This window comes from Lacticaseibacillus camelliae DSM 22697 = JCM 13995 (genome assembly GCF_001311195.1).
GTDB classification, from domain to species: Bacteria; Bacillota; Bacilli; order Lactobacillales; family Lactobacillaceae; genus Lacticaseibacillus; species Lacticaseibacillus camelliae.
On sequence record NZ_BBAJ01000121.1, the window covers coordinates 1 to 4,605 of the forward strand.

Consider the following 4,605-nt stretch of genomic DNA (forward strand, 5'->3'; position numbering starts at 1 on the left):
TGGTGTCGCAGGTGTTTGCCCAGCCGGCTGACCTGATCGCATTGCGCGGCCCGGCCGCGCTGGGTCACGTGCGTTACGCCACGGCCGGCGGGGCAATCCTCGAAAACATTCAGCCGCTGTTGTTTCGCTTTTCCGACGGGGCGGTGGCGCTGGCCCACAACGGCAACCTGACCAACGCGCTGAGCCTGCGGGCTTCGCTGGAGCAAAATGGCGCGATTTTTCAGTCGACCAGCGACACTGAGGTCCTGATGCACCTGCTGCGCCGCAGTCCGGCGAAAACCTTCAAGGGCCAGCTGATCGACGCGCTGAACCAGGTCCACGGGGGTTTTGCCTTCGCCCTGCTGACGGAAAATGGCCTTTACGCGGCGTGCGATCCCAACGGGTTTCGGCCGCTGGTGGTCGGCCAGCTGCCCAGCGGCGGCTATGTCATCTGCAGCGAGACTGCGGCGCTCAACGTGGTCGGCGCCGAGTTCATCAAGGACGTGCAGCCCGGCGAGCTGATCACGGTTACCAACGCCGGGATGACCGCGGAACAATACACCACGCACACGCAGCTGGCGGTGTGCTCGATGGAGTACATCTACTTTGCCCGCCCGGATTCGGAGATTCACGGCGTCAACGTGCACCAGGCGCGCGTGGCCATGGGCAAGCGGCTGGCGCAAGAGCAGCCGGCGGCCGGAGACATCGTGGTCGGGGTGCCCAACTCCGGCCTGTCCGCCGCCATCGGCTACGCGCAGGAAAGCGGGATCCGTACGAAATGGGGCTCATCAAGAGTCAGTACGTGGCGCGGACCTTTATTCAGCCACGCAGGCGCTGCGCGAACGCAGCGTGCGCCTCAAGCTTTCCGCGCTCAAAGCGGTGGTCAACGGCAAGCGGGTCGTGCTGATCGATGATTCGATCGTGCGCGGGACCACCGCCAAGCAGATCGTCCAGCTGCTCAAGGAGCCGGCGCCAAGAGTGTGCACTTGCGCATCGCCAGCCCGCCGCTGCGCTTCCCGTGCTTTTACGGAATCGATATTCAGTCCACCAAGGAATTGCTGGCCGCCAATTACAGTGTGGCGGCCATGCGTCAGCTCCTGGGGGTGGAAAGCTTGGGCTTTTTGTCCGTGCAGGGGCTGGAAGATAGCGTGAATCTGCAAACCACCGCGCCGAACCGCGGCCTGTGCGTGGCGTATTTCACCGGTAAGTACCCGACGCCGCTGGACGATTACGCGGCGAACCTGAAAGAAGAACTCTCAAAGCTGACACTGAACGTCGAGGAGGTGGCTGCACGATGAGTCTGAATTATGAGCAAGCCGGGGTGAATGTCGCGGCCGGCAACGAAGCCGTTTCGCGAATCGCCCCGCTGGTCAAGGCCACGCAGGACCAAAACGTGCTGGGTGATTTGGGCGGCTTTGCGGCGGCCTATGCGTTGCCGAAGGTCAAGCACCCGGTCCTGCTATCCGCCACTGATGCGTCGGCACGAAACTGCTACTGGCGCTTGAGTGCGACCAGCATGAAACCATCGGCATTGATTTAGTCGCAATGGTCGCCAATGACCTGGTGGCCTCCGGCGCAACACCGCTGTTTTTCCTGGACTACCTGGCGACCGACCAGCTGATCCCCAGCCGCGTCGAGGACGTGGTGCGCGGAATCGCGTACGGCTGCCGCGAGGCGCAAATGAGCCTGATCGGCGGTGAAACGGCCGAAATGCCAGGGATGTACCCGCAAAAGCACTACGATCTGGCCGGTTTTGCCGTGGGGCTGGCGTCCCGCGAGCAGTTGCTGCCGCAAGGGGTCCAAACAGGCGATGTGCTGATTGGGCTGCCGAGCAGCGGGGTGCACTCGAACGGCTTCTCCCTGGTGCGGGCGCTGCTCGCAGAAACAAATTTCGGGATGATGCCGTTGTCTGACGGCACCGAGATCCGCACGGCGCTTTTGACCCCCACGCGCCTGTACGTGAAGCCGATGCTGCGCCTGCTCAAGGCCGGTTTGCTGCACGGCGCTGCGCACATCACTGGCGGCGGGTTTACCGAAAACGTGCCGCGGCTGCTGCCAAAAGACCTGGCCGCGCGCTTTGATCCGCAAGCCTGGCAGTGGCCGGAAATTTTTCAGCGCATTCAGCAGGCTGCGGCGATCAGCGATGACGAAATGCGCAAAACCTTCAACTTGGGCATCGGCATGGTGCTCGCGGTCGCGCCGGAAAATGTGGCCGCGGTGCTGCAAGCCGATCCGCACGCCAAGCGCATCGGGCAGGTCGTGCCGCGCACCCAGCCGCGGTGGAATGGGGGAAGCCATGACCAAAAAGCTGATTGTTTTCGCTTCTGGCACCGGTTCGAACTTTGAGGCGCTGGCCGATCATTTTGACCGGACCAAAACAGCGGCGATCCTGGCCCTGGTGTGCGATCAGCCAGGGGCACCGGTGCTGGCCAAGGCGAAGCGCCGAGGCATTCCGGTGATCGCGCTCAACTACCGCGATTACCCGGATAAGGCTGCGGCTGAGGCGGCGCTGATTGCCCACTTGCCGGCGTGTGACCTGATTGTGCTGGCAGGGTTCATGCGGATCATCGGGTCCACGCTGCTAAATGCCTACCCGAACCGCATCATCAACCTGCATCCGGCACTGCTGCCGAGTTTTCCCGGGCGCACCGGCATCGCTGATGCATTTAATTACGGCGTCAAGGTGACCGGCGTGACGGTTCATTACGTCGATGCCGGCATCGACTCTGGCAAGATCATCGCCCAGGCGCCGGTGCTGATCGGCGAGGGCACCACCTTGCCCGAGCTGGAAACGGCGATCCACGATGTTGAGCACCACCTGTTGCCCCAGACAATTGAAGCACTCATCAAGGAGGAGAAAATCTAGTGAAACGCGCATTGTTAAGTGTGTCCGATAAAACCGGCCTGCAGGAATTTGCCGCGGGACTGATCGATCGCGGCTTCGAACTGGTGTCCACTGGCGGCACCAAGGCCACTTTGGAAAAGGCCGGCCTCACCGTGACCGCCGTCGAAGCGGTGACCGGTTTTCCCGAAATGTTGGACGGCCGGGTCAAGACGCTGCACCCGAACATTCACGCCGGCATCTTGGCCAAGCGGGATGAGCCGACTCACATGGCGGCGCTCAAAGCGCGAGACATTCAGCCCATCGACCTGGTGTGCGTGAACCTGTACCCGTTTGCGGCAACGATCGCCAAGCCGGAAACAACACGGGCAGAGGCCATCGAACAGATCGATATCGGCGGGCCCAGCGCCTTGCGCGCGGCGGCCAAAAACGCGGCCAGCGTGTGGGCCGTGGCCGATCCCGCGGATTACGCGCGGGTCTTGACCGGCCTGGATGAGGACGATGCAGCGCTGCGGACGCAGCTTGCCGCCAAGGTCTTCCAGATCACCGCTGCCTATGATGCCCAAATCGCCGCCTACCTGGATCCTGAGCCCTTCCCGCAGCAGTTCACCCCGACCTTCAGCAAGGTGCAAAGCCTGCGTTACGGTGAAAACAGTTATCAGCAGGCCGCCTTTTACGGCTCACCCGACGCCCCGGCTGAATCGCTGGTCAACGCCAAGCAGCTGCACGGTAAGGCGCTGTCCTTCAACAACATTCGCGACGCCGACGCCGCGCTGGCCATGGTCAACGAGTATCAGGAACCGACTGTGGTCGCGGTTAAGCACATGAACCGTGCGGCATCGGCCAAGGGGCAACCATCGAGGCGGCCTGGGACAAGGCCTACGCAGCCGATCCGATGTCGATTTTCGGTGGCATCATCGCGCTGAACCGGCCGGTGGACCTCGCCACCGCCGAGAAGATGCACGCGCTGTTTTTGGAGATCATCATGGCGCCCAGCTTTGATGACGATGCCTTTGCGGTGTTGGCCAAGAAGAAAAACGTCCGGCTGCTGACCATCAACCTGGCCGGCGGACCGCTGCCGGAGCGGGTCGAAACCGTTGCGGTCAACGGTGGGGTGCTGCGGCAAACCACCGACACAAAGATCGAAACTGCCGCCGACCTGACGGTGGTGACGAAGGTGCAGCCAACTGCGGACCAAATTGCCTCGCTGCTGTTTGCTCAGCAGGTGGTCAAGCACGTCAAGAGTAACGCGATTGTGGTCGCCAAGAAGGGGCAGACGCTCGGCATCGGCGCCGGGCAGATGAACCGGATTGGTTCGGTGGAAATCGCCCTAAACGAGGCCCAGCAGAATAAGCACTTCGCCGGGGCGGTGATGGCCTCGGACGCCTTTTTCCCGATGGACGACTGTGTGGAATACGCGGCGCAGCATGACATCAAGGCCATCATTCAGCCCGGCGGCTCGATTCGCGACAAGGATTCGATCGCGATGGCAGACAAGTACGGCATCGCGATGGTGACGACCGGCGTGCGGCACTTCCGCCACTAAGGAGGCAGTGATGGTCAATGTGTTGGTGATCGGCCAAGCGGCCGAGAAAGTGCGCTCGGGCGGGCGTTTCTGCGCTCGCCGCAAGTGGGGCAGGTGTTTGTGGCGCCGGGCAACGCCGGCATGGCACTGATTGGGCTGACGCCGGTGGCAATCGATGAGGCTGAAACCGAGGCGCTCATTGCCTTTGCCAAAGATCACGTTGCCTTGACGTTTGTCGGGCCCGAGCAGCCGCTGGCGG

General features: G+C 62.5%; 1 protein-coding gene and 4 pseudogenes. All 5 read left to right on the top strand.

Annotated features, from left to right (window positions below):
* Nucleotides 1-1,277: pseudogene (gene purF, locus JCM13995_RS12960) on the top strand (amidophosphoribosyltransferase); the annotation flags it as partial.
* Nucleotides 1,274-2,325 (top strand): annotated as a pseudogene (purM, locus tag JCM13995_RS12965) (phosphoribosylformylglycinamidine cyclo-ligase). The pseudogenes purF and purM, both read left to right, overlap by 4 nt.
* Complete coding sequence (gene purN / locus JCM13995_RS12970; protein ID WP_054666353.1) at nucleotides 2,276-2,845, top strand: phosphoribosylglycinamide formyltransferase; 570 nt, start codon at nucleotides 2,276-2,278, stop codon at nucleotides 2,843-2,845. The pseudogene purM and the gene purN overlap by 50 nt, the downstream one beginning before the upstream one ends.
* Nucleotides 2,845-4,367, top strand: a pseudogene (purH, locus tag JCM13995_RS12975) (bifunctional phosphoribosylaminoimidazolecarboxamide formyltransferase/IMP cyclohydrolase). Before purN ends, purH begins: the two are co-directional and overlap by 1 nt.
* 51 nt (nucleotides 4,368-4,418) lie before the next feature.
* Nucleotides 4,419-4,605: pseudogene (locus JCM13995_RS17925) on the top strand (phosphoribosylamine--glycine ligase); the annotation flags it as partial.

Bases quoted from the DNA above. Each gene is read 5' to 3' on its own strand.
- purN (WP_054666353.1), top strand. From the start codon at position 2,276: ATGACCAAAAAGCTGATTGTTTTCGCTTCTGGCACCGGTTCGAACTTT.